Raw genomic sequence first — 24,682 nt, forward strand, 5'->3', positions numbered from 1 at the left:
GAACGACGTTTTCTGCATGCACGTAATCCAGGCAACACACGGACGCGGCGTTCGCCGCGCGTTGAACGATCACGGAAAGGAACACCATGCAAAACGGACTCGATGCGCAATCGATCATGCAGTTCCACGACAGGATGCTGGCCGCGCAGGACTGGCCGCAGAGGGAGCCGGACGCTTCCCTCACCGGCGCCTGGCACTGGATCGAGACCAATCATCGCTACAACACGCTGCTGTGGAATGAAGAGGACAAGGCCCGTCGCACGGACGTCGGGCCGGAGGCGATCGCCGCCAGCAAGCGGCTGATCGACCAGTACAACCAGAAGCGCAACGACGCGGTCGAATGCGTCGACGAGGCCCTGCTGTCCGCGCTCGGGCAGTCGGGCGACCAGCCTCCCGCCGCCGGCGCCCGCCTCAACAGCGAAACCGCCGGCGCAATGACCGACCGTCTCTCCATCCTCAGCCTGAAGATCTTCCACATGCGCGAGCAGACCGAGCGCGTCGATGCCAGCGCGGAGCACATCGAGAAGTGTCGCGACAAACTGCACCGCCTGCAGACGCAGCGCCGCGACCTCGGTGCCTGCCTCGACCAGCTGCTGGCCGAGGCGGCCGCCGGCACCGCGTACTTCAAGGTGTACCGTCAGTTCAAGATGTACAACGATCCGACGCTCAATCCTTATCTCTACGGGAAGCAGGCCCAGCCGGCGAAAGGAATGGCGGCATGAGGCAAGGCGGCATGGACGGGCAGCCGCTGGTCGATGTGCTGGTGCCGACCTGCAATCGGGCCTGCGCGCTTGCCGTGACGCTGGCAGCGCTGGCCGCACAGACCGTCCGCAATTTTCGTATCGTCATATCGGACCAGTCGGACGGGCCGGCCTCATTCGACCGTCCCGAAGTCAAGGCCGTGGTGCGGCTGCTGCGCGCCGGCGGGCGCGAGGTCGAATGCCTGCGGCACCTGCCGCGGCGCGGCATGGCCGAGCAACGGGCCTTCCTGTTGTCCCGGGTGAGCGCGCCGTATTGCCTTTTTCTCGACGACGACGTCATGCTGGAGACCGACCTGCTGGCGCGCCTGCTGCAGGCCATCACCGAGCAGCAGTGCGGCTTCGTCGGCAGCGCCCTGCACGGCCTGAGCTTCGTCGACGACATCCGGCCGCATCAGCAGCAGATCGAATTCTGGGAAGGCCGGGTCGTGCCGGAGACCGTTACTCCCGGGAGCGCGGCGTGGTCGCGCCACCACCTGCACAGTGCGGCCAATCTCTACCATGTGCAGACCCGGCTCGGTCTCGACCGCGAGCACAGCCGCCTGTACCGCGTCGCCTGGATAGGCGGCTGCGTGCTGTTCGACAGCGCAAAGCTGCGCGCCGCGGGCGGCTTTGATTTCTGGCAGCAGCTCCCGGACGCCCACTGCGGCGAGGACGTGCTGGCGCAACTGCGCGTGATGGAGCGCTTCGGCGGCTGCGGCTTGATTCCGTCGGGTGCATATCACATGGAGCTGCCGACCACGGTGACCACGCGCGACGTCGATGCGCCGAAAGTGCTGCCCCTGACCGTACTGGAAGAGGGGCCCGCCCATGGCTGAGACCCGCGCATCGCAGGCGGCAGGCCTGCTCCTGCCGGACGTGCGCCGCATCGTCGTGCTGCGTCCGAATGCCGTCGGCGACTTCGTGTTCTCCCTGCCCTGCCTGCACGCGTTGAAGGCGGCCTATCCGGACGCCGACATTACCTACGTCGGTCGACAGTGGCACGCTGACTTCCTGGCCGGACGACCGGGTCCGGTGGACCGGGTCGAGGTCATCCCGCCGTGCCCCGGCGTCGGCATGCCGCCGGACGCCGAAGTCGACCAGGCGGCGGTCGAGGATTTTGTCGATCGCATGCGCGCGCAACGATTCGACCTTGCACTGCAGATCTACGGCGGCGGCCTGTATTCCAATCCCTTCGTTCGCCGCTTCGGCGCCCGGCTCACCATCGGCATGCGGGCGGCGAATGCCCCCGCGCTCGACCGCAGCGTGCGGCATGGCGACCTGCAGAACCGGCGCCTGCAGATGCTGGAGGTCGCGGCGCTGGCCGGCGCCGGCCGCCTTGACCTGGGTGCGGAGCCCGAGCTGCAGGCCACCGATGCGGACCGGCGCGAAGCGGAAGCCGTGCTTCCGGCGACGCCGGGGCAGCGCCTGGTGATCCTGCAGCCCGGCTCCACCGACCCGCGGCGCTGCTGGCCGCCCGAACGCTACGCGGCGATCGGCGACCTGCTTGCCGCAAAGGGCATGACCGTCGCGGTCAACGGTACCCGCGACGAAGGGCCAATGGTGCGTGCGGTACGCGAGCGGATGCGCCAGCCGGCCATCGACCTGACCGGGCGGCTGTCACTGTCAGGTCTGTGCGGCCTGCTCGACCGCGCCGCGCTGCTGGTTTCGAACGACACCGGGCCGCTGCATCTCGGTCTTGCGCTCGGCACGCCGGCCATCGGCATCTACTGGCTGAGCAACCTCGCCGAGTCGGCGCCGCTGCGGCAGGACCTGCACCGCGCCGCAATGTCCGCGCGTGTGCACTGCCCCGTCTGCGGCGAGGAGAACCTCCGGACACGCTGTCCTCATGACGCCAGCTTTGTCGACCTGGTGGAAGTCGAACAGGTGCATGACATGGCGATGGAACTGCTCGACGGACGGCACCGGGATTGACCCGATCCAGTCGTGCGGCGCTGCTCGCCGCGGCAGAGCCGAGAATGTCCCTTGGTGCGGATGATGGAACGTCACGCTGCGGACCGGCGACGGCACGAGCGGTGTTCCCGACAGAGGGCGGATGGGCAGGAACCGGGATGGCCGCTGCGCCTGAGGTGCAACAGCGGGGGCGCGTTGGCGGAATGCCCGTCGCCGGCATGAGCATCGGCATTCATTCCGGGAGGTGGCCGAAGCCGCTGGCGCGCCGGGGCGCTCTGTGCACCCTGAAGACCGGTCTTCCGCGGTCCAGGCTGGCCCATACCCCATGACAGCGGGGGGATGACGAACGGCCGCCGCGGCGGGCCATGCTCGCGGCCATGCGCGCCTCGGTCGGTTTCAGGACGCCGGTGCGGGTGCTTCGCGCCGGCGACAGGTCAGTCGCGGGCCGCCTGGCCAACAGTCGCGGATCTTGAGAGTAGCGCGCGAGCCTGCGCGGCCACCGTCTGCGCCTGCTGTCCTTCCGGGTCCCACAAGCAGCGATGGAGATCCTGGTCGAGTGGCGCCCAGCGCTGGATGTCCGCCTTGCTGAAGACCACCACGCTCGGCAGGCGCAGGCCCGCGGCGATGTGCGAGACGCCGGTATCGTTGCAGACCAGCAGCCGCGCGTCGCGCATCAGTGCCGCCATCGCGCCAATGGAAATCGGTCCGGCCGCGTCGATGGCCTTGTGCTTCATGTGACTGGCGACCTCGGCGGTCAGATCGCCCTCCTTGGCCGAACCGGTGAGCACGACGGACACGCCGAACTCGTCGGCCAGGCTGTCCGCGACTTCCGCGAAACGCGACGGCGACCAGCACTTGTCGCGGAAGCGCGCGCCCGGGTGGATGCAGATGTAGCGGCCGGGTTCGGCGCCGGCCGCCAGCCCGCTTTCCGCCAGTTCCCGTTGGTCCTCCGCGGTGATCGGGAACTCCAGGTGGGTGCCCAGCGTCGGCGCGCCGAGGAATTCGGTCAGCTTCAGCAGCCGCAATGGCTCCGGCCCGGTTTCGGGATAGTCGACGAAACAGTCGGGGTCGGCGCCGCTGCCCGCCGCCGCGCAGCCGGCGACGGCTTCGGCCCCGAAGGTGCCGATGATCTGGTTGCTGACCTGCCCGCTGCCATGCATCTGCAGCGCAAGGTCGAAGTTGCGGGCATGGACGGTCTGGAAAAAGCCGGGGATCTGGTCTTCCCGGTACGGCTGTTCCGGGAACGCCGGATGCCCGGGGAACGGGATGAAATCGTCGACGTAGCGATGAAATCGCGCCGCGAACTGCTCTGCCCAGGGCAGTCCGATCAGCGTGATGCGTGCGGCCGGCAAGGCGCCGCGCAGCGCCCGCAGCGCCGGCACCGCGCACAGCATGTCGCCCAGCTGCAGTGCGCGGAATACCGCGACCGAGCGGACGCGCTGTCTCGCCAGGACCGCCCTTCCGGTCGATTCTTGCAGTTCGGTATCTATCAGCGCCATACGGGTCTCCACAGTCGGGCTTGCATGGCCCGGGGATTCCATGATACGGACCGTGGATGGCGCCGGGTTGATCAGCGCCAACCACCGTACGGCAACAGTCTGCGGTGGACTAACCGAGCGGGTTGACGACGAAGACCGGCATCGGCTGCTCCGCCTTGCGGGCCGCAAGGAAGCGTTCCGCAACGTCGAGCGCCTCGCCGATCGTCACATGCATGTCGAGGTAGCGATAGGTGCCCAGGCGGCCGACGAAGGTGAGGTTCTTCTCGTCGCTGGCCAGCTCGATGTAGCGCTTGAGCTGGGTCTTCTCGCGCGCCAGCCGGATCGGATAGTACGGCGTGTCGTTCTCCTCGCAGTAGCGGCTGTACTCCTTGAAGATGACCGTGTTCTCGTGCGACTCCCACGGCGAGAAATGCTTGTGCTCCGAGATCCGGGTCCACGGTACATCCTCGTCGCAGTAGTTCAGCACCGGGTTGCCCTGGTAGTCACCCTGGTGCCGCTCCGCCGCGAAATCCAGGGTCCGGTAGCCGAGGCGGCCTTCGCTGTGGTCGAACCATGCGTCGACCGGACCGCTGTAGAACACATGCTGGTACTCTCCCGCCATGCTGCGCTCGAAACGGGCGTTCAGGTGCACCTCGACATTCGGATGATCGAGCATGCGCTCGACGATGGCGGTATAGCCGTTGCGCGGCATGCCCTGGAAGGTGCTGGCGTAGTAGTTGTCGTCATAGTTGAAGCGTACCGGCAGCCGCTTCAGTATGCTGGCCGGCAGCTCGGACGGATGCATGCCCCATTGCTTCGTGGTGTAGCCCTTGAAGAAGGCTTCGTACAGCTCGCGGCCGACGAACTTCAGCGCCTGTTCCTCGAAGGTCTGCGGATCGGCGATGCTGCTGTCGCCGATCGTCGTCATGAAGGCCTCCGCCTCCCGCGGGCTGAAGGTCTTGCCGAAGAACTGGTTGATGGTGAGCAGGTTGACCGGCAATGAGAACACCCGGCCCTTCGTGATCGCCTTCACCCGGTTGGTAAACGGCATGAACTCGTCGAACTGCCGGACGTAGTTCCATACCTTCTCGTTGCTGGTATGGAAGATGTGCGGGCCGTACGCATGCACCATCACTCCGGTCTCCGCATCGCGTTCGGTGTGGCAGTTGCCGGCCACATGCGGCCTGGCATCGAACACTTCGCACTGGTACCCCGCCTGCGCCAGTTCCCGGGCGATCACGGCGCCCGAGAATCCCGCTCCCACTATGCCGATCTTCTTCACGGTTCTCCTTTCGTTGTCAGATGCCCTTTGCGGCGTTCGCCTGCGGACTAGCTGCCGGTATTGGCGGCCTGTCCCGCGTAGTCCTGCTCCTCCGCCTGCTGCTGCATCCGCAGGTAGCGCTCGATGGCGTCGTCCAGCGACGGCAGCAGCAGTCCGTGGCGGCTGCGCATCGCGCTGTACGCCGGGCGCGGCGCGGCGTGGTTGAGGCGCGCGCTCGGCACGGCCTCCAGGCGGCTGGCATCGATGCCGGCCATGCCGCTTGCCTTCAGCGCCAGGTCGGCCCAGGTGATGGGCTCGGCGTTGGTCAGGTGCCAGATGCCCTTCTCGCGGTCCACCAGCAGGTCGAGCGATGCATGCACCAGGTCGGGTACGTAGGTGGGCGAGATGGTCATGTCATTTGCCGCCGAAAACGGCGACCCTTCGGCAAGCGCCTTCAGTGCCAGCGTCAGGAAATTGTGGCTGTCCCAGGGACCGAAAAAGGCGCTGGTGCGGATCACCAGCGCGTCGGGGCAGGTATCGAGCACCTTGCGCTCCGCCTCGACCTTGCTCCTCCCGTAGACGTTCAGCGGTGCGACCTCGTCGCTCTCGACATAGGGCTCCTGGCGGCTGCCGTCGAATACCAGGTCGCTCGAGAAGGTCATCAGCTGGATGTTGTGCCGTATGCAGGCGATGGCGAGCACCGACGGGCCGTGGGCATTCTCGCGGAAGCAGCGCGCCGCGTCCTGTTCGGCATCGTCCACGCGCACGTATCCGCCGGCGTTGATGATCGCCCAGGGCTGGTATCGCGCGATCGCGCGCTCCACCGACGCCGGGTCGGCGATGTCCATGTCCTGCCGGCTGACGAGACGGAAAGCCAGGTTGCGGGTTTCGCAGATGCGGGCGAAGGCACGGCCGAGGGTGCCGGTGGCGCCGGTGATCAGTATCGGCGGCGCCGGATGATTTCTGCCATGCAGGCGTTCCGCGGTGAGCGAGGCGACGGCCGCGCTGGTCGCGACCGGCGGGCAGAAGAAGCGTCCGGGACGGCGCCACCAGCCCTGCCCCTGGAGCACCGGGTGCGAAAGCGGCCGTCGCGCGGAAAGCTCGCGCATCATCGCGGCCAGCGCAGTGGGTCTCGGGCGCTCCGAACGCACGTCGAACGGGCCGGGTTCGTAGTAACCCTTGCATTGGGTGACCAGGCAGTTCCAGTCGAAGGAGCCGAGCAAGGCCCACACCGTGACTGCGCGCATGTCAACGCCGTGGGCCCGCACCTCGTGCGATGCCTCCCAGATTTCCTCCAGCCAGCGCAACTGGTCTTCCCGGTTGGCGTCGATGTGGGCTTCCGTGACAGCGATCGGCAGCCCGTAACGCTCCCACGCCTCCTGCAGCAGCGGGCCGATGCCGGGCGTGGGCGTGGCGAGCGCCCGTGGCGCCTCGATGTCGGCGTGGCGCAGGTTGCGGTAGGTGCCGACATAGCGATCCGGATAGCGCTCCGTCCGGTGGTCCAGCCAGCGCTCGCTGGTGATGTAGTAGTTGACGCCGACGATGTCGGGCGGGCAGGGATTGTCGCGGAACCAGAGGAAATCCGCCGCCGGAATCCCGGTACCGAGCAGGTAGGACCAGAGCGGATGGTTCTCGTCGATCTTCCCGCACAACAAGTCCCAGCCCAGCCAGCGCCGGTCATTGTAGAAGGAAGCGAGTTCTGCCATTTCAGGGGTGCTGTAGGTCTTGCCGAGGTCGTCGGTCTGCACCAGGCGTGCCGCCGGATTCACTTCACGAATCGCGCGCATCGACAGCACCACGGCCTTGCACTGGTTCAGCAGAGCCTGCACGAAGCTGCGCTCGTCGCGCCCGTGCGGATACCAGACGCCGTACAGGCCGCTGAAGCGGGCCGTGGTGGTGGGCTCGTTCACGGGTGTCCAGTCCTGTACCCAGGGATAGCGCCGGGCAACCGCCCCCGCGTACTCGGCCAGCCTGGACGGGAATGCCGGATCGAGAAGGCTGGTGTCGCGCGGACCGCTGCCATGATGCACCAGGCCGACGATGGGGTTGACGCCGAGATCCCGGAGCGCCGGCAGGCGCTCGTCCGGCCACGACCAGTCCGCCTTCTCCAGGCCGTCCGGCGCGATGCGCTCCCAGAGCACGGGGTAGCGGATCGCCTCGATTCCGAGCGAGGCGAAGCGTTCCAGGTCGTCCCGCCGGGTCGCGTGCCCGTTTCTTTCCATCTGGCTGAAATATTCATCTACCACCCTGTTGACCGTGCATTCGAGCCCACCCCATAGCGCGATGTGATTGCTGTCTTTCTGCTGTTCCTGGTTGTTCATCAGTTCTTTGCTTTCGGTTGGGTAACGTGACAAATTTGTAAATATCGGATTGATCGGGAAGAAATGACGAGGAGATGCCGTCCCCTGCAAGGGAGGCGGCTGCGTAGCTGCTGGCCCTGCAATCGACGTGCCAGCAGCCGTCTTGATCCAAGGGAAAACAGGGCGCGACCCGCCCTCAGCGCAGGCTGCGCCCGGCGACACCGAGGCGCAATTCGTGCGCGATCTGGCGGCGACGGGCGGCCGGAACGAAACGGCCGACCTCGACCCGCACGCCGCGCGCCTCGAAGCAGATCAGGTCCTGCGACCTTCGCGGCACGCCGACCCTGGTGCGGCATGGGTCGAGGCGCACCTGGTGGACCTCGCCGCCGTCGAACTGCTCGATCAGCAGGCACCCTTCCGTCAGCGCGATATGCTCATGGTCGGTGGCGTGGCGCGCATAAACAAGGAATGCCAGCGCGACCGCCGCCATTTCCAGCAGCGCGAATATCATTACCTGCCACGCGCCCATCATCGTGAAGGTCGCGGCAACCGCAAACGACATCACGCACAGGACGACATAGGCCAGTCCCAGCTGGCGCGGCGACAGGCTGCAGTTGCGCTTGAGCAGCCATTCCTGCTTGTCCATCGACATCCCTTTCTCTCCCCTGCATCCTGCCGTCCCCCGCCGCCTACTTCACGATCGGCGGCACTTCGAAGGTGTGGAACGGCGCCGGACTCGGCACCGTCCACTCCAGCCCCTCGGCACCGTCCCACGGCTTGTCGGCCGCCTTGGGCCCACCGCGCAGGCACGGCAACAGGATGGCGAATACGAAGTAGACCTGGGTCAGGCCGTACAGCCAGCCGCCGACGGACACCAGCACGTTGAAATCGGTGAACTGCGCCGGGTAGTCGGCGTAGCGGCGCGGCATGCCGGCCAGTCCCAGGAAGTGCATCGGGAAGAAAGTCACGTTGAGGAAGAGCACCGAGGCCCAGAAATGAATCTGCCCGCGCCTTTCGTTGTACATGTGGCCGGTCCACTTCGGTACCCAGAAGTAGAAGCCGGCGAACAGGGCAAGGATCGACCCGGCGACCAGCACGTAGTGGAAGTGCCCGACCACGTAGTAGGTGTCGTGCACCTGTATGTCGATCGGCGAGACCGCCAGGATCAGTCCCGAGAAGCCGCCAATGGTGAACACGAAGATGAAGCCGACGGCGAACAGCATCGGGGTCTCGAAGGTCATCGAACCCTTCCACATGGTGGCGATCCAGTTGAACACCTTCACGCCGGTCGGCACCGCGATCAGCATGGTTGCGTACATGAAGAACAGCTGGCCGGTCACCGGCATGCCGGTGGTGAACATGTGGTGGGCCCAGACGATGAACGACAGGATCGCGATGGAGCCGGTGGCATACACCATCGACGCGTAGCCGAACAGCGGCTTGCGGGAAAATGCGGGAATGATGTGCGAGATGATGCCGAAGGCCGGCAGGATCATGATGTAGACCTCGGGGTGGCCGAAGAACCAGAAGATGTGCTGGTACATCACCGGATCGCCGCCGCCGGCGGCGTTGAAGAAGGTGGTGCCGAAGTGCCGGTCGGTCAGGGTCATCGTGATGGCGCCTGCGAGAACCGGCATCACGGCGATCAGCAGGTAGGCGGTGATCAGCCAGGTCCAGCAGAACATCGGCATCTTCATCAGCGTCATGCCGGGAGCACGCATGTTGAGGATGGTGACGATGATGTTGATCGCGCCCATGATCGACGACGCGCCCATGATGTGCAACGCGAAGATGCCCATGTCCATGCCGACGCCCATCTGGGTCGACAGCGGCGCGTACAGCGTCCAGCCGGCAGCGGTGGCGCCGCCGGGCGCGAGGAAGGATGCGGCCAGCAGGATGCCCGCGGGCGGCAGCAGCCAGAACGAGAAGTTGTTCATCCGCGCGAACGCCATGTCGGACGCGCCGATCTGCAGCGGAATCATCCAGTTGGCGAAGCCGACGAAGGCCGGCATGATCGCGCCGAACACCATGATCAGGCCGTGCATCGTCACGAACTGGTTGTAGACCTCCGGCTGCATGACCTGCAGTCCGGGCTGGAACAGTTCGGCCCGGATCGCCATGGCAAGCAGGCCGCCGAACAACCACATGAAGGAGGAGAACCACAGGTACAGCGAGCCGATGTCCTTGTGGTTGGTGGCGAGCAGCCAGCGCCGCCAGCCGTGAGGATGATCATGCGCATGGTCGTGGGTAGGGTCGTGCGGATGGCCATGCGCATGGCCATGGGCGGCAACATCTGTCGTGCTCATCGGGTCTCCGGGAAGGCTCGCTGGCGCGGCGGCATGCCGGGCCATGCGTCTTGGTTGCCGCCGTGCCGATTACATTGCACCCGCCCGCTTGACGCGAATCAAAGAGGCGCAGGGACGCGACGCCTCCGGGAAATACGTTTTTGGGCCCGACAGCCCGGGACCGATCTCAGGTCGGCCCTGCGCGCAGTTCGCCGGGATCGCGCGATAGCAGCGGATCGTTGCCGGAGCCGAACGGCGGCGTGCCGACGGCAGCATGGTCCCCCATGGGCGCGCTCGCGCCAGGCATCGTGAACGCGGGTTGGCCCGCTTCGCCGGCGCCGGCGACGGCCGCCAGCCGCCGCCACGTACTGCTTCCGATGCCACGGGCCATCATGCCGATGCCGGCTAGCCCGGAAAGCACCCGCGCCGGGCTGCGTCCGCTGAGCCCGAAGGCGGCCAGGGTGCCGCCCGCGGCGACGGCGGCTGCGCGCCAGGCCGGCGGCCAGTCAGCGCGGCCCGACCCGGTACGCGGCCGTCCGCCCTGCAACCCAGGGATGCCGTCTTCCTGCTCGTGCACGGTCAGCCCGTCCTCGACATGCAGCACGCCCAGGACTTTTTTCACTTCCGACAGCAGATGCAGCTTCTCCCGCGCCAGCACCGGCCCGCTGAGCGTAACGCTGCCCCGCTGCGCAGTCACGACGACGGCCCTCGGATGCGAGACTGCACGGCCGATACGCTGGCGTACCCGGGCGACGAGGATATCGTCGTCGACGGTCACCTTGTTTCCGCTCATCGCCCGGCGGGTGCGGACCTGCAGCCCCTTCAGGCGGTTGCCGAGGTCGCGCGAAGCCGTGCCCATCGCGTCGCCGGACCTGGCGACTGCGCTTCGCAGCCTGTCGACCGCCACCGCGCGCCGCCCCTTTCCCTGCACCCGGTCGCCGAAATACATGGCAAGCAGCCCCGCCGCCACGCCGCCCATCAGCCAGGTGATCCTGGACGGATTGCTTGACGAGTATCGATACATAGCTGGCTCCTTTTCCTGATTGAGGTACACGCAGGCGACCGCCCGCGGGTACCGCGTTGCTGTCACCTTGATCATGACCGCGGCGGCAAGTTCCGGGGTTGCAAGCAGCTTTTCCTCCGGCGCAACCTGGCATGCCACTGCGGCAGCAGGAATACCCGTTCGACAACCGTGCAGAAGATGGGTTTTGTCGCCAGGTCCCGGCGCGGGTTCGCCCGGTTCCGCGCGAGCACGCGTTTGCCGACATCCCGACGGTCCGGCATCATCCTGCTCGCGAAGGGGGCGCACTTCCATCGCTCGTGCAGACCGCAGAAGGCGATCGCCTGCGGCCGTGGAAGGGTGCGGCAGATCGTTCCTGGCGGCAGAGGCGATGCCGGCGCGATTGCGTCGACATCACCGCGCGGGAAAAGCCCCGATGTAAGCAAGGACAACGCGCGCCCCGTTGCGATCCCGAGATCTTCCCGATGTCCCGGCACCCCGCGACAAGCGGAACGGCAATCGGCGCTAGCCGAAGATGCGCTGGAACGCTTCGCGCAGCGCCAGCCCGCCCCCGGTCAGTAGCAGGCCGAAGTAGAGGATGGTGGCGAGATTGGCGGCATGGCCAAGCATGACGCAGACGCCGTCGCGCTGGACCAGGCCAACGGCGAGGCACATCAGCGCCACGGCGGGGAAGGTATTGCTGAACGGGATCAGCCCGAAAGGCGCCATGAGCAGCACGGCCCCCAGCACCAGCGCGGCGTTGTTGATCATGGCGGCGACCGGTCCTGCGACCAGCCAGGTCATGCGATGCGGCTCGGACACCTTCTCAAGATGCGCCATCCAGCGCAGCGAGCGTTCCAGCACCGGCCTCAGCTTCTCGGTCGACACCACCCGGTCACGCAACCGTTTCGGGAGCCAAAGCTCGCGCCCTGTCATCCGGCACAGCGCAATCAGCAGGATCGCGGCGCCGAATACCGTGCTCACACCCGGGATCGACACCGGAATCAGGAACACCAGTGACAGCAGGACAGTAAGGATCATCAATCCGTCCCTGCCGGTCATCACGAGCAGGTGGTTCAGGGTCACGCCGGCGGGCGGAAGCGCCTGGATCATCGCGGTGAGCGTCTCGCTCAGCAGTTCGGGGGCGTGGTGGTTGTGGGTGGATTTTCGAGAGTGGTTCATGCACCGGAAGCTTGGTCGAGTAAACGGATGTCGGGAGCGCCGCCGCGCGTCCCATGTCATTCAGGAGTGCGGCGGCCGCATGCTATCGCATTTCGAGGATGCGCGGAAAGCCGCAGCAAGCCCGGCGTGCGCATCGCAGCCGCGGAAAGACGCTAGGCTACCAGATTGACCATTGCCCGGGATGCACTAACGCCGGTGCCGTATTCGATGCGCATCGAAACGCGCCTGATTGCCGTCTCCAGACTGAGCGCCGCCTTCATCCTGCGTACGACCGCAGCCGCATCCCGGCAAAGCAGCCGCGCCCGGTAGATGCTTTGGCTGGTGCCGGCCCTGGCCTCCACTTCCTCGTCGTCCACGCTTGCGGTCATCCGCCACTGCCTGATGCTTTCCATGAGTGCGGCAACGTCTGCGCTTCCTTGCGATTCATACTGGATGGTGAGCCCGATCTGATGCCGGGCAGCGGCAGCCTGGTGCTTCTTCATGGTGGACATCGCTACGCTCATTGGTTGGTCCGGGTGGGCGGAGACGGCAGCCCGCGCCGGTGACGGCGGGTATGGGAAGCCGCATGATAGGCGGGGCGGACATATTAGAAAAGCGAAGTGAAGCTGAACAATACTACCGAAAAAATGGAGCAGGACAGGGCGAAGGAGCGCCGCCGCCACGTGCGCGCGGCGAGGCCCACGTTGCCGGCCTTTTCGGAAAAAGCCTCATCGGTCATGCGCTTTGCAACGCGCGGCGGCCGGCGAAAGCCGGACAGCATCGGCAGGCGTGCCACGCCCCCGGTCACGCGGCGTGCATTCAGAGGCAAGGGCCTGTGAGATTGCGACGGCGATCAGGCCGAAAGCGGCCGTCGCAAGTTGCTGCGCGAAGGACGGGCTCACTCCCTGACAGCGGTTCTGCAGTTTCCCCCGCGAACAGGTTGACGAATCCCCGCGCTTTCTGCTTCAATTCATCAGCCTCTCAAAGGGAGTAGCTGACACCTGCGCCTGGCGCAGGTGTTGCGGTGCCGTCATTACGACGTTGATGGGTTGGCAGCCGTCGGCGTTCGGTATCGTGTCCCGGGAACGGAAATCACCCGGGCAGCAAGACTGGCGAGGATCCCCGACAATTTGTTGCCCAAGCGTTGCCGGTTTGGGTTGAGAGGCTCGTCGCGATGATTTCCATCGGCACCCCCTTGTTGTGGACGCTGTTTGCAGCGTTCGTCCTGATTGCGCTCACGATCGACTTCCTGGCACTGAACCGGCAGGGTTCGCATACCGTCAGCATGCGCGAAGCCGCCATCTGGTCGATCATCTGGGTCGGCGTATCGTTTCTCTTCGTCGGCTGGCTGTGGTGGCACCTTGGCGGCATCGGACCCGACCCCGCTGCACGGGCGCTGGCCGACGCCAAGGCACTCGAGTTCATTACCGGCTACCTGGTGGAGAAAGCGCTCGCGGTCGACAACATCTTTGTCTTCCTGATGATTTTCACCTACTTCGCAGTACCGGCAGCCTTTCAGAAGCGGGTGTTGATGATTGGCATTCTGGGTGCCCTGGTCCTGCGCGCCATCATGATCCTCATTGGCGCCTGGCTCATCGTCCGGTTTCACTGGATCATGTACGTTTTCGGCGCGTTCCTGGTGTTCACCGGGATCAAGATGTGGTGGGCAGCCGGCCAGGAGCCGGACCTCGGCAACAACCCGGCGCTCCGCTGGATCAACCGGCACATGAAGATCGCCCCCGGCTACGACGGCGAGAAATTCTTCACGACCGCCAACGGCGCAAGGCTGGCCACGCCGTTGCTCGTCGTGATCCTGCTCATTGGCATCGTCGACGTAGTGTTTGCGGTCGACTCGATTCCCGCGATTTTTGCCATCACGACCGACCCGTTCATCGTCCTCACATCGAATGTCTTTGCGATCCTCGGCCTCCGGGCAATGTATTTTCTCCTGGCTGGCGTGCACGAGCGCTTCCATCTGCTCTCGTACGGACTGGCGATCATCCTTGTCTTCATTGGCGTGAAGATGCTGCTCGTGGACGTCTACAAGATTCCCGTCGCCTGGTCGCTCGGCTTCACGGTTGCAACGCTCCTGGCCACGATGCTGCTGTCGCTGAAGATACCGGCCGGCCCCGGCAAGGCGGGAACGGCGTTTCCGTTCCGCCCCAAGACCGAACGCGGGCGTGCGGGAGAGCACTGAGACAGTCCGAAAAAACCGGCTTGAGAGGACGAGCCTGACCCGCCCCGGAGGTCCATCAAGCGGGACCGCCGGGCCTTCGGGGCTGCACCGCTTCAGTCCGCAAACAGGTCGGCCTGGGGGCTGGGCGCGACGGGTACGGCAAAAAGATCGGTCCGCAGCGCGTCGCGCTCGCGATTCAGGCCGTGCTTCCTGCATGCCAGCGCAAAACGTTGGCCGAGAAGCTCGGCGAACACGCCCGTCCCCTTCATGCGCGATCCGAAGCGGGCGTCATAGAGGCGGCCGCCACGCATCTGGGTGAGCAGCGATGCGACATGCTTCGCCTTCAGCGGATGGTGCGCATGCAGCCATTCGTCGAACAAGCCCGCCACCTCGCGCGGCAACCGCAACAGGATATAGGCGGCGCTGCTGGCGCCGGCTTCAGCCGCCTGCGCAAGGATTGCCTCCATCTCAACATCGGTGATTGCGGGAATGACCGGCGCCACCAGTACGCCGACAGGGACTCCCGCCTTGCGCAGGCCCTGTATCGCCGCGAGGCGGCGTGCGGGTGCGCTCGCGCGCGGTTCGAGCGTGCGCGCGATTTCGTTGCGCAGGCTGGTCACGGACACGTAGACACGTGCGAGCCCGTCGCGCGCCATTCGGGACAGGATGTCGGCGTCGCGCAGCACCAGGCCAGACTTGGTCGTCACCGACACCGGGTGGCGGAAGCGCTCCAGCACCTCGAGTATCGCGCGGCTGATGCGCAGGTCCCGCTCGGCGGGCTGATAGGGATCGGTATTGCCGCCGAGGACGATCGTCTGCGGACGGTAACGCGGAGAGGACAGGGTTTTCTCCAGCAGTTCCGGGGCATTGGCTTTGGCATGCACCCGGGTCTCGAAATCCAGTCCCGGCGACAGCCCGATGTAGGCATGCGTTGGCCGTGCATAGCAGTAGATGCAGCCGTGTTCGCATCCCTGGTAGGGATTGATGGAGGCGTCGAACGGAATGTCAGGAGAGTCGTTGGTGGAAATGATGCTGCGCGCCTGCTGCATCCAGATCGTGGTCCTTGGCCTGGGCGTCTCCGGCATGTCGGGGTCGAACTCGGCACCGGCTTCCAGGTCCGGTTCACGCTGCCAGGACTCGAAGCGGCTGCGATCGTTGGAACAGGCACCCCGGCCCTTGATTGCAGTGGGCGGAGGCATGCGATAAGAATTCTCCATGTCGGGCTCATTGTACTGTACAAGCATACAGTATCATCGGTCGCGGCCGGCGTCTACTCTGCCCAAAGCGCCTGCTTGTCGTCCGGCGCGGAGGACGTCCCCGGGGAAAGTCATCTTCGCGCGACCTTCGCGTGCTGCGCGGAAGGGGGAGACGTCTTCCGCCCCCAATCCGGGCGGTCCGGCGGGAGGCATGTCATTCGTTCCGGGATTCTTGGAATGGAACGGGTCGCGCGCGACATTCCGGCAACGGTCCGATGTCCGCCGTCCACGACGGCCATGCCGGCTCAGTGTTTTTCTTCGGTCAGCGTGTTGAGGCGTTTCTCGAGCGCCCGGACCTTCTCGCGCAGCGCCGGCAGGTTGCGCAGTATCGCCGCCCCCCGCTCCCATGCGGCCTTGCTTCCCACCGGGTAGAAGCCGGCATAGTGGCCCGGCTCGGTGATCGAGTTCGGCACGAGCGTGCCGGCGACGACATGAACGTTGTCGGCTATCTCGATATGGCCGTTGATCATCGCTGCGCCGCCGATGGTGCAATACCTGCCTATCCTGGCGCTGCCGGCCACGCCGACGCAGCCTGCCATCGCAGTATGCGCCCCGATGTGGCAGCCGTGGCCGATCTGGATCTGGTTGTCCAGCTTGACGCCATCCTCGATCACGGTGTCGTCCAGCGCGCCGCGGTCGACGGTGGTGTTGGAACCGATGTCGACGTCGTCGCCGATCACCACGCGCCCCGTCTGCGGGATCTTGATGTACGCGCCGCCATCCGGCGCGAAACCGAAACCATCGCCACCGATCACCGCGCCCGAGTGGACGATACCGCGCGCGCCGATGATGCAACGCGCATGGAAGGTGACGTTGGCGAAGAAGTGCGTCCCTTCGCCCACCACCGCCTCGCGGCCGATGTAGCAGCCGGCGTCGATCACCGCGCGCGGCTTGATGACGGCGTCCGCCTCCACCGTCGCGTGTGCACCGATACAGGCCGTCGGGTCGACCCGGGCGCTTTCGTGCACGACGGCGGTCGGGTGGATGCCCGGCGCGGATGCGACTTCCTTCAGCGACACGAAGTATTGCGCGGTGCGCGCGAAGTAGGCATAAGGATTGGCCGTGACGATGCGCGCGCCCTCGTAGGTCGCGGCTACGACAGGATCGTCCTGCGGCGCGAGGATGATGGCTGCGGCCTGGCTTTGCGCGGCAAGTGCGCGCAGCTTGCTGTTGCTGAGGAAGGTGATGTCCGAGGCGCCGGCCCGGTCAAGTGGGGCAATCGCGGACACTTCGATGTCGGGCGCACCCACCAGCTGCCCACCAAACCGTTCAACCAAGTCGACTAGTCGTGTACGCATGCTGTCCGTTCAGGTTGAAGTGAAAACACGCGTCGATTGCGGCGCCGTCACGGGGGAGCGGTGCACGCGGATGGCGGTCTCCGCATAGACCACGCAGACCGGCGCTTCCCGGGCCTGCGATGGCTTTCAGGGAATTCTGCGGCACGCCGCACATCCTTGGCCTTGCGCGTCATCAAGCGGCTGCCGTAAAGACCTGCCCTGCTCCACTACCCTGGCGCACGATGTTCGAGGGTGGTGATGAACGGCAGGCAACGCCGGGGTGAAGGTACGTTGATAGCGATCGTCTTGAGGGGCGATGGCACTTCGGTGTGCGCATCTGGGTGGACTTGCGCCTCGCGTCGTTGCCCGGTCGCGTCACAGGCGAGTGTCCGCCGCCCGGTGCAGGAAATCCTCTAACCGCGCCGGCGGCCGCCCGACAGCAGGCGGATGGCTTTGTCGACGTCGTACGGTTTGGCGAGCAGGTCGACGCCGGGGATGTCGACCCGTTCCTGCGAGTAGCCGGTGGCGAGCACGATCTTCATCTGCGGGAAGCGCCGCCTGGCTTCCGTGGCCAGCTCGATGCCGTTCGTCCGTCCAGGCATCACGATGTCGGAAAACAGGGCATCGAAACTCGCCGGGCCGTTCAGCACTGCAAGCGCGTGGTCGCCGGTCGGCGCCACGCTCACCGTAAAGCCGGCGCCTTCCAGTGCGGGCACAATCGCTTCCCGTACGAGGTGGTCGTCTTCCACGAACAGGATGCTGCAGCCGTCCTGCAGGTCCGGGGCCGTCATGCCGGCGGACGAAGACGGCGTGACGGCGCCGGGAGTCGCGCTTGCCCGGGGCAGGAAGATCTCCACTCTCGTTCCCTTGCCGAGTTCGCTGTGCAGCACGAGCGTGCCCGCGGCCTGATTCGCAAAAGCGTATGCCTGCGCCAGGCCGAGCCCGCTGCCCTTGCCGACCGGCTTCGTCGTGAAGAACGGGTCTACAGCGCGCGCCAGTTCCTCCGGACGCATGCCTGCGCCGTTATCCGTCATGCTGACACGCACGTAGTCGCCGGATGGCAGCCCATGTTCCCCATCCTGCAGGCTTGCGTTGTTCACATCCAGCACGAGGGCGCCGCCTTCCGGCATCGCGTCCCTTGCATTGAAGGCGATATTCAGCAGGGCCAGCTCCAGCTGCAGCGGATCCAGCCTGACGGGCCAGACATCATGGTCGAGTTGCGGGCGGAAATCGATGCTCGTGGGGAGCGCGCCGCGAATCAGCGGCAGGAAGCCGGAAATCCGCTCGTTGAGCGCTATCGTTTCCATACGGGCATCCTGGACCCGGCCGAACGCGCCGAGTTGCCGCGTCAGTTCGACTCCCCTGTCCACCGCCTTCTGGCTCGTTTGCACCAGATCGCGGGTGCGCGGCTCCGCCGTCGTCAGCGACGCGAGTTGCAGGGACGCGGTGAGCGTCTGCAGCACATTGTTGAACTCGTGCGCGATCCCGCCGGTCAGCCGTCCCAGCGCTTCGAGCTTGCGGCTTTGCAGCAGCGCGCCTTCCACCCGTTTCGTCGCTTCGACGGCTTCATCCACCCGTTGCCGCAGCTCCGACCTGGACCGCTGGATCTTCTCGCCCGCCTGCACGACGGCCTCGCCGACGGCATCGACCTCCCGCAGGCCATGCGGCTTGTAGATCACCTCATCGCCGCGCCCCAGGCGCTCTGCCGCCCTGCCGAGCTCTTCGATCGGGGCGATGACAAGACGCGCGACCGCGCGCGCCGCCAGCACGGAAAAAATCAGCAGGACCACGATCACCGTGCCGAGGAAGGCGGTCGCCTGGACCGAGGTGCGATGGATTTCGGACTCGGGAAGGCTGATGATGGCCCTCCAGTCGGCAAGCGGCACACGGCTGAAAAACGCCTTCACCTGGACGCCATCCAGCGTCACGCTCGGATAAACGCCCTCCATGCGTGCCGCCAGGATCTTCCGGCTATAGTCGCGCACCGGCTTGCCGACATACTGTTCTGGATCGCGCGACCTGGCCACGACCTTGCCCTGCCGGTCCACGATGGTCGCAATCCACTGCTGCGGAAAACGCTGCGCCGCCATGGTCCTGTTCAGTGCCGCCGCGTTGATGCCCATGACCAGGATGTAGGGCGTTCCATCCCCGACCACGACCGGGACGCTGATGGCGAAGTCGTGGCGTTTTCCCACTGAAGCGACGAAGACGTCCGATACCAGCGTCTTGTCGTCGCCATGCTTGCTGGCGAGCTCGAAGAGGTTGGACACCGTGCGCGTCGGCAGCGGCGAGCCGAACGGCCGGCGCGTGTTCACCAGTTGCTCGCCGTTCGGCAGCATCACGATGATCGCCGATTCGTCGGTCGGCGCCATCTGCCTGGCGTAGTCATAAAAGGCCCGCCAGTCGCCCTCGGCGAGGGCGGGCGACAATGCCAGCGTGCGCAACACCGCCTCGCGGGTCTGCAGCTCGTTGTCGATGACGAGCGCGAAGGCCCGCGCCGCTTCGGACAGGGCCTTTTCCCGATTGCCCTGTTCCTCCTGGTAGACGTAGGCGACCGCGATCGTCGCGGCGATGAAGGCGGGGATGAGAACCGAGAGGACAAGCACAAGCAAACGGTTCCGTAGATGCATCTGGCTCGTGAATGGCGGCTGTTGAAGATTTTGCCAGTGTACAAGCTTTGGCCTTCGACCGCTTTGCCATCCGGCCACTCCCGCTTTCCCCCGCCTGCGTAGATCCGCGCGGCGCCTCCCTTGGCCGCCGTGCGCGTGCTACCCGGCGTCCATTCGTGGCAAAGGCGCCGCAGTCGGCATTTTATATTGCCGTTCGGCAAGTTCTTCAGCTATCCTTCATCAGCACCATACATCCGACAAGGGCAAACCCGCCGAAAGGCGGGGACGCAAAGCTTCTGGTCTACCGGCTCGACGCCAACGACAGCAGGGCTGCCATCGACGGCCGACGCACCGCGCGACGCGCGACGTCGCCGTCCATCCTGTTCCGGTTTCCGGCCAGGCGTCCGCTCCTTGTTTTCCGTCCGTCTGTCCGCCGCGCACGCTGCGGGCATGCCCGATGAGAGAACCACATGAACGCTAACGGCCATACTTCACGCTGCCGGGACTTGCCGGAGCCTGTCTCCCTCTCCCGGCCCGTCCGCCTGACTGCCGCGCTGCTGTTGCCGGCCCTGCTCGCTGCCTGTGTGACCGCCCCGGAAGGGATGCGTCAGGCGGACGCCGGCAATGAAATCGCGCCCTCGCCGGTCAAGCCGAAACGCGTGCTGGCGCGTGACATCCTCAGCGAATGGGGCACGTTCGGGATCGACCCCCGGCCGCGCGCCGCGCGGCGGGCAATGGCGCGCCTGCGCGACGATCTCGTCCAGCCGGTCGCCAGCCCGACCATCCGCGAGATCATGGCCAGTGCCGCCTGCCGCGAGTGCGAACAGAAGCCCTTTCACGGCCTGGTGCTGCAGGCTTCCGCGACCCACGGCGTGCCGCCGGCCCTGATCCATGCGGTGATCCAGGCGGAATCCGGCTACAACCCCGCCGCCACGTCATCCCGGCAGGCACGGGGCCTGATGCAGGTGACGCCGGGAACCGGACGCATGGTCGGCGTGGAGAACAGCGCCGCGCTGTACGACCCGCGGACCAACATCCATGCCGGCACTGCCTATCTGCGCATGCTGATGGAGAACCACGACACGATGGACGAAGTGCTGGCGGCCTACAACGCGGGCCCCGGCAATGTGCGCCGCTACAACGGCGTCCCGCCGTTCACCGAGACGCGGCGCTACGTGCACGAGGTAAAGCGCAGTTTCGTCCGCACCGCGGCGGAATGAGCAGCGCGCGCACGACGGACAACAACAATACGAAAGACCGGCGCAATGAGGACACTGATCGTCGCTGTCCATCCCGACAATGCGTCGCTGCTGTGTCCGGCCCTGGCACCGGCGTTCCGGCTGCGCGTCTGCCACACTTTGCCCGCGGTACGTGAGGCGTTGCAGGCGGGCGATGCCGATGGCGTGGTATGCGGACTGCATTTCGACGACGGACGCCTGTTCTCGCTGCTGGAAGCGCTTGGCGCAGGGGAAGACAGCCGGCGCCTGCCGGTACTGTGCGTCAATGCCGGCGCCACGCCATTGAGCGCCGCGACGCGCAACAGCATCACGATTTCAACCGGCAAGCTGGGCGCCCGCGGATTTTTCGATCTCGGCGATGCGCGGGTCGAGCACGGCCAGGCGCGGGCCTGCGCGATGCTGCGCGACATGGTGCACGGCCTGCTCGGCGCGCGCTAGCGCGGCATCGCCCGGTCCCCGATCTGCGCGCGCCCCGCCGGCGCTTGAAGCAAAGCCGCACGCATGCGAGGATAGGAAACGCAATGCCGGTGATCGCATATGCGTTACGCTTCCCTTGACAGTCCCAATCGAATCCAACAATCTCCGGCGCAGCCGGGCACAAGGAGACCATATGCTGCATCCCCAGGCACGCGCCCTGCTCGATTTCATTGAACAACGTGGCGTCCCCGCCACCCATACCCTCAGCCCCGTCGATGCCCGCAACTTCTATCGCGAGCGGCGTTTCTTCACCCAGCCGGATCCGCAGGACGTGGCCGAGGTGCGCGACCTGCAGGCCGACGGCCCGCACGGCGCGATCCCGCTGCGCATGTACCGCCCGTTCGGCACCGCGGCGCGCATCCTGCCGGCACTGGTCTACTTCCACGGCGGCGGCTGGGTGATCGGCGACCTGGACACCCATGACACGCTGTGTCGCGAGCTGGCCAACCGCTCGGGCTGCGCGGTGATCGCGGTGGACTACAGGATGGGGCCGGAGCATCGCTTCCCGGCCGCGGTGGACGACTGCCTCGCGGCCACGCGCTGGGTGCATGGGCAGGCGGCGGTCCTCGGCCTGGACGCGGCCCGGCTCGCTGTGGGCGGCGACAGCGCCGGCGGCAACCTGGCGGCGGTGGTCGCCATCGCGGCGCGCGACAGCGGCAACCTGCCGCTCGCATTCCAGCTGCTGATCTATCCGGCCACCGACGCGCGCCGCATTGCGCCATCCCACACCAGCAACGGCGAAGGCTACCTGCTCACCCGCGACACCATCCGCTACTTTCACGACCACTACATCGCCGATCCCGCCCAGGACCTCGACTGGCGGGCGTCGCCGCTGCTGCACCCCGACCTGTCGCGCCTGCCGCCGTCGCTGGTGCTGACCGCGGGTTTCGACCCGCTACGCGACGAGGGCGCCGAGTATGCGCAGGCGCTGACCAGGGCGGGCAGCAAGGCGAGCTACGTCTGCTTCGACCGCCAGATCCACGGCTTCATCACGATGGGCAAGGTGCTCGACGAGGCGCAGACGGCAGTGGCGATGTGTGCGGCGGAACTCGCCAGGCACTTGCGACGCTAGCGCGTACGGGCAGCGTCCACCGCTGCGCAGGTCGTCGATGGGAGCGCAGTCCCGGGCCTGGTGCTTCGCGTGGATGACGGCCGCCATCGCATGCACGCGGGGGATGCCAGGCGTGCAAACCGGCAGGTGGGCATGTGCGGCTGAACGCATTGGGGCGACCGGTTCTGCGCATCGTCCCTGTCATAAGGTCCGAGAGGCTCCGGCTACCCGGAACCCCTCGCAGCTTGTCGCGGCGCACGGCCGGCGGCAGCATGCCGGATCGCTCGTCGCCGCCGCCGGATCATACGGCCGGGGCGGTATCCGGGCGGACCTGCGCGGAAATCGCCGCTCCCCTGCGGACTTCACCGGCGCCATGCGCCAGGCCGCATTCAGCCCGCGGGAAGAAACTGCTGCATCGTGACATGGCCGGGATGCTCGGCCACCCGCTTCAGCCAGCCGCGCAAGGCGGGATAGTCGGACAGGTCGAAGCCGCCCTCGTCGGCCACATGGGTGTAGGCGTACAGCGAGATGTCGGCGATGGTGTACTCGCTACCGGTGAGGTAGGGCGTCTGCGCCAGCTGCCGTTCCATGACGCGCAGCGCCTTGTGCCCGCCTTCTTGCTTTGCCAGGTATTCCTGCTTCCGTTCCTCCGGCAATCCAAGGTAGCGGGCGATGAAGCGGGCGACCGCGATATTCGGCTCATGGCTGTACTGCTCGAAGAACTGCCATTGCAGCACGCGCGCCCTCGGCAGGCCGCCCGCGGGCAGGAAGGCCGTTCCTTCGGCGAGATAATTGAGTATGGCGTTGGATTCCGGCAGGTGTTCGCCGGCCGCGGTCTCCAGCAAGGGAATCTTGGCGTTGGGGTTCTTCGCCAGGAAGCTGTCCTGCCGCGTGGCGCCGGCCAGGATATCCATGTGCACCCATTCATGCGGCGTGCCCAGCAGGGACAGCAGCAGCTTGACCTTGTAGCAGTTGCCCGAATTGATGTCGCCATACACCTTCAACATGCCGCCTCCCGTGCGTGTGCGCCTGCACGCGCAGGCCGCTGCATTCTAGCGCCTGCGGGCAGGCGGTGCATCTGCCTCGGGATGCACGAGGACGGGCGCGGCGCTACACTGCGGCGATCGACCACGAGATGCCATGATCACCTTCTACGAATACACCCGCCAGCCGCGCTACTGGATTGCCCATGACGAGCAGGGCTACTGGCTGGTGCCGGCCCGCGACGGCGGCTGGCAGGAGCGCACCCCGTTTGTCGGCCATGCGGTCAACCTGCGCCCGCTGGCCGCAATGGACGGCATCGACCTCGGCCTGCCGCCCGGCGCGCCAACCTCCCCCGGCTGACGGACGGTCGGTCGGCGGCGCCGATGCGACACAGGGCAAGACTTGCGCGCGCCGGCTCCCGCCCGCCGCATCGGCGCAATAGAATGACGGGCTCAAGCCGGCGGGCGAGGCCCGTCTGCGCCATGCATCGCATCGGGCGATGCATGCAAGCCAGAGAGGAACGAGCGTGCCGCACCAGGATTTCCACCTACAATTTCCGGACGACCTGCAGGGATTCCCGGGCCTGCGACTGGCGGCGGACGGCGGCAGCGCCTTCGTCGCGGCGCAGGGCGCGCAACTGCTTTCGTGGCAGGGCCGGGACGGCCGGGAACGCCTGTACCTGTCATCCCTCAGCGGCGGCCTGCGCCGGTCAGAAGCCGGAGAACGGCTTGCCGATCCCCTGCGCGGCGGCATACCGGTATGCTTCCCCCAGTTTTCGGGGCGCGGCAGCATGCTCAAGCACGGTTTTGCACGCGGCCTGGCATGGCGGCGCGAGAACGACGGCGCAGCAGCGCATGCCGTCCGTCTCTCCTGCGAGGACGGCGCGCTGAGCCGCGCGCACTGGCCGCATGCCTTTCGCGTGGAGCTTGGCGTCGCCCTCGCCGAAGACGCGGTGACGGTCACCCTCGAGGTGCACAACCGAGACGCGCGGCCCTGGACTTTCACCTGTGCGCTGCACACCTACCTGCGCGTCGACGATATTCGCGATTGCCGCCTGCTCGGCCTCCAGGGCGTGAACTACCAGGATGCCACCGACGGCAACCGGGAAAAGACGCAGCAGGAAGAGGCGCTGGCGATAGCGGCGGAGCTGGACCGGGTCTACCTGGCGCCGCCGCCTGAACTGCAACTCGTCGAGCCTGCCGTTCCCGCGCTTGCCATTTCCCAGCAGGGCTTTGCCGATACCGTTGTCTGGAATCCCGGCCCCGACAACGCGCGGCGCCTCGCGGATTTTCCCGACGAGGACTGGCTGCGCATGCTGTGCGTGGAAGCCGCCCACGCAGCTGCGCCCGTCTCGTTGCAGCCGGGAGAGCGCTGGCGCGGCAGCCAGACTCTGCGCATCCGCGCCTGATCCGCGCCCCTCGCTCCCGCTTGCGCCGCCGGCCTGTTGTCGGCGCGCCCGAGCGGCGCCCGCGCCACTG

22 protein-coding genes and 1 riboswitch are annotated in these 24,682 nt (G+C 66.5%); of the genes, 9 read left to right on the plus strand and 13 right to left on the minus strand.

From position 1 onward, the window contains the following. The first annotated feature begins 86 nt into the window (after nucleotides 1-86). From VIM12_RS11420 to VIM12_RS11430, 3 genes are read left to right on the plus strand one after another with little or no spacing between them, the layout of a single operon-like run. Complete coding sequence (locus tag VIM12_RS11420; RefSeq protein ID WP_331941755.1) at nucleotides 87-722, plus strand: DUF4254 domain-containing protein; 636 nt, start codon at nucleotides 87-89, stop codon at nucleotides 720-722. Continuing rightward, nucleotides 719-1,576 carry a glycosyltransferase family A protein gene (locus VIM12_RS11425; protein ID WP_331941756.1) on the plus strand — a complete coding sequence of 286 codons (858 nt, stop codon included), beginning with the start codon at nucleotides 719-721 and terminating at the stop codon, nucleotides 1,574-1,576. The genes VIM12_RS11420 and VIM12_RS11425 overlap by 4 nt, the downstream gene beginning before the upstream one ends. Next, nucleotides 1,569-2,672, plus strand: a complete 1,104-nt coding sequence (locus VIM12_RS11430) for a glycosyltransferase family 9 protein (protein ID WP_331941757.1) — start codon at nucleotides 1,569-1,571, stop codon at nucleotides 2,670-2,672. Before VIM12_RS11425 ends, VIM12_RS11430 begins: the two co-directional genes overlap by 8 nt. Nucleotides 2,673-3,085: 413 nt before the next feature. Here VIM12_RS11430 and VIM12_RS11435 read toward each other — a convergent pair whose 3' ends face one another. The 9 genes from VIM12_RS11435 to VIM12_RS11475 all read right to left on the minus strand — a co-directional run bounded on the left by VIM12_RS11435 (nucleotide 3,086) and on the right by VIM12_RS11475 (nucleotide 12,932). Continuing rightward, complete coding sequence (locus tag VIM12_RS11435) at nucleotides 3,086-4,150, minus strand: glycosyltransferase family 9 protein (protein WP_331941758.1); 1,065 nt, start codon at nucleotides 4,148-4,150, stop codon at nucleotides 3,086-3,088. Nucleotides 4,151-4,259: 109 nt separating this feature from the next. After that, nucleotides 4,260-5,411, minus strand: a complete 1,152-nt coding sequence (gene glf, locus VIM12_RS11440; RefSeq protein WP_331941759.1) for a UDP-galactopyranose mutase — start codon at nucleotides 5,409-5,411, stop codon at nucleotides 4,260-4,262. A gap of 47 nt (nucleotides 5,412-5,458) precedes the next feature. Continuing rightward, complete coding sequence (locus tag VIM12_RS11445; RefSeq protein ID WP_331941760.1) at nucleotides 5,459-7,711, minus strand: family 1 glycosylhydrolase; 2,253 nt, start codon at nucleotides 7,709-7,711, stop codon at nucleotides 5,459-5,461. 175 nt (nucleotides 7,712-7,886) lie between these two features. Next, on the minus strand, nucleotides 7,887-8,342 hold the full coding sequence (locus tag VIM12_RS11450; protein WP_331941761.1) for a DUF2244 domain-containing protein: 456 nt from the start codon (nucleotides 8,340-8,342) through the stop codon (nucleotides 7,887-7,889). A gap of 37 nt (nucleotides 8,343-8,379) precedes the next feature. After that, on the minus strand, nucleotides 8,380-9,996 hold the full coding sequence (gene ctaD, locus VIM12_RS11455; RefSeq protein WP_331941762.1) for a cytochrome c oxidase subunit I: 1,617 nt from the start codon (nucleotides 9,994-9,996) through the stop codon (nucleotides 8,380-8,382). A 166-nt stretch (nucleotides 9,997-10,162) separates the two neighbouring features. Next, entirely contained in the window at nucleotides 10,163-10,999 is an 837-nt protein-coding gene (locus tag VIM12_RS11460) for a hypothetical protein (protein ID WP_331941763.1), read from the minus strand. Between the two features lie 501 nt (nucleotides 11,000-11,500). Continuing rightward, entirely contained in the window at nucleotides 11,501-12,157 is a 657-nt protein-coding gene (locus VIM12_RS11465) for an exopolysaccharide biosynthesis protein (RefSeq protein WP_331941764.1), read from the minus strand. Nucleotides 12,158-12,309: 152 nt separating this feature from the next. Continuing rightward, a complete protein-coding gene (locus VIM12_RS11470) occupies nucleotides 12,310-12,660 on the minus strand; it encodes a hypothetical protein (RefSeq protein ID WP_331941765.1) in 351 nt (116 codons plus the stop codon). Nucleotides 12,661-12,743: 83 nt separating this feature from the next. Next, the gene (locus VIM12_RS11475; protein WP_331941766.1) at nucleotides 12,744-12,932 is read right to left on the minus strand and encodes a hypothetical protein; all 189 of its coding nucleotides are present in this window, start codon (nucleotides 12,930-12,932) and stop codon (nucleotides 12,744-12,746) included. A gap of 378 nt (nucleotides 12,933-13,310) precedes the next feature. On the opposite strand from VIM12_RS11475, the gene VIM12_RS11480 reads away from it, so the two are divergent. Next, the gene (locus VIM12_RS11480; protein WP_331941767.1) at nucleotides 13,311-14,333 is read left to right on the plus strand and encodes a TerC family protein; all 1,023 of its coding nucleotides are present in this window, start codon (nucleotides 13,311-13,313) and stop codon (nucleotides 14,331-14,333) included. Nucleotides 14,334-14,425: 92 nt separating this feature from the next. Here the strand turns inward: VIM12_RS11480 and VIM12_RS11485 are convergent, their stop codons facing one another. The 3 genes from VIM12_RS11485 to VIM12_RS11495 form a co-directional block, all read right to left on the minus strand. Further along, a complete protein-coding gene (locus tag VIM12_RS11485) occupies nucleotides 14,426-15,511 on the minus strand; it encodes a PA0069 family radical SAM protein (RefSeq protein WP_331941768.1) in 1,086 nt (361 codons plus the stop codon). A 302-nt stretch (nucleotides 15,512-15,813) separates the two neighbouring features. Next, nucleotides 15,814-16,866 carry a UDP-3-O-(3-hydroxymyristoyl)glucosamine N-acyltransferase gene (gene lpxD, locus VIM12_RS11490; RefSeq protein ID WP_331941769.1) on the minus strand — a complete coding sequence of 351 codons (1,053 nt, stop codon included), beginning with the start codon at nucleotides 16,864-16,866 and terminating at the stop codon, nucleotides 15,814-15,816. Between the two features lie 392 nt (nucleotides 16,867-17,258). Next, nucleotides 17,259-19,475, minus strand: coding sequence for a hybrid sensor histidine kinase/response regulator (locus VIM12_RS11495; protein WP_331941770.1), 2,217 nt, complete (start codon nucleotides 19,473-19,475; stop codon nucleotides 17,259-17,261). Nucleotides 19,476-19,706: 231 nt separating this feature from the next. Beyond that, a riboswitch (cyclic di-GMP riboswitch) is annotated at nucleotides 19,707-19,792 on the plus strand. Between the two features lie 132 nt (nucleotides 19,793-19,924). Here VIM12_RS11495 and VIM12_RS11500 point away from each other — a divergent pair. The 3 genes from VIM12_RS11500 to VIM12_RS11510 all read left to right on the plus strand — a co-directional run bounded on the left by VIM12_RS11500 (nucleotide 19,925) and on the right by VIM12_RS11510 (nucleotide 22,241). Beyond that, nucleotides 19,925-20,674, plus strand: a complete 750-nt coding sequence (locus VIM12_RS11500) for a lytic transglycosylase domain-containing protein (RefSeq protein WP_331941771.1) — start codon at nucleotides 19,925-19,927, stop codon at nucleotides 20,672-20,674. Nucleotides 20,675-20,719: 45 nt separating this feature from the next. Then, entirely contained in the window at nucleotides 20,720-21,130 is a 411-nt protein-coding gene (locus tag VIM12_RS11505; RefSeq protein WP_331941772.1) for a hypothetical protein, read from the plus strand. 172 nt (nucleotides 21,131-21,302) lie between these two features. Continuing rightward, nucleotides 21,303-22,241 (plus strand): alpha/beta hydrolase, encoded by a 939-nt coding sequence (locus VIM12_RS11510; RefSeq protein WP_331941773.1) that lies wholly within the window; start codon nucleotides 21,303-21,305, stop codon nucleotides 22,239-22,241. A 368-nt stretch (nucleotides 22,242-22,609) separates the two neighbouring features. On the opposite strand, the gene VIM12_RS11515 is transcribed toward VIM12_RS11510, so the two are convergent. After that, entirely contained in the window at nucleotides 22,610-23,227 is a 618-nt protein-coding gene (locus VIM12_RS11515) for a glutathione S-transferase family protein (RefSeq protein WP_331941774.1), read from the minus strand. A gap of 133 nt (nucleotides 23,228-23,360) precedes the next feature. On the opposite strand from VIM12_RS11515, the gene VIM12_RS11520 reads away from it, so the two are divergent. Both VIM12_RS11520 and VIM12_RS11525 read left to right on the plus strand, forming a co-directional pair. Continuing rightward, nucleotides 23,361-23,564 (plus strand): hypothetical protein, encoded by a 204-nt coding sequence (locus VIM12_RS11520; RefSeq protein WP_331941775.1) that lies wholly within the window; start codon nucleotides 23,361-23,363, stop codon nucleotides 23,562-23,564. 166 nt (nucleotides 23,565-23,730) lie between these two features. After that, nucleotides 23,731-24,612, plus strand: coding sequence for a D-hexose-6-phosphate mutarotase (locus VIM12_RS11525; protein WP_331941776.1), 882 nt, complete (start codon nucleotides 23,731-23,733; stop codon nucleotides 24,610-24,612). The last annotated feature ends 70 nt before the right edge of the window (nucleotides 24,613-24,682 follow it).

It is taken from the genome of Noviherbaspirillum sp., assembly GCF_036563305.1.
Taxonomy (GTDB): Bacteria; Pseudomonadota; Gammaproteobacteria; order Burkholderiales; family Burkholderiaceae_D; genus Noviherbaspirillum.